Origin of the sequence: Burkholderia sp. BCC0322 (assembly GCF_902833045.1) — a bacterium.
Classification (GTDB): domain Bacteria; phylum Pseudomonadota; class Gammaproteobacteria; order Burkholderiales; family Burkholderiaceae; genus Burkholderia.
This window is the reverse complement of sequence record NZ_CADFDU010000054.1, coordinates 1-435: the sequence shown is the minus strand read 5'-3', so window position 1 is coordinate 435 and position 435 is coordinate 1. Positions and strand designations below refer to the sequence as shown.

Sequence of the window (435 nt, the reverse complement as noted above, 5' to 3'; positions counted from 1 at the left end):
ATTAAAAGAAAAGATAGAAAAAGCAATAAAAAAAGCCCTTTAATTTCTTAAAGGACTTGATTTTTGGTTTTGTTTTCTTATTATTATTTTATCAGAACCACAATAAGGAAACTTTTTATGCCAATTCACAATTCAATATTAAACAATAACAACAAAGAAGTCAATAGTTTTATAGAAGATATTTTAGAAATATCCAAAGAACAAGACAAGCAAGAAGAAAAAGACAATTTATTTTACAGTCTTGTCCCAAAAATTCATTTATCAGCAGTAAGAAATCTAGTTAAAACTCAGTTCAATAACAACCTTGACGAATATTTAAAAACAATCCCTAAGTTTCTTGACCCTTTAATTTGGAGCAAAAGAAAAAAAGATGATGCTGACGAAAAGTTTATCAGCAACAGAACCAACAGAGATAAGAAAGCCTACAAGAAAAAT

At 27.1% G+C, this 435-nt stretch carries 1 protein-coding gene; it reads left to right on the top strand.

Going from position 1 to position 435, the window contains the following annotated elements:
- Positions 1-117: 117 nt before the first annotated feature.
- On the top strand, positions 118-435 hold a 318-nt coding region (locus HWX39_RS35850), incomplete at its 3' end, for a hypothetical protein (RefSeq protein ID WP_175972158.1).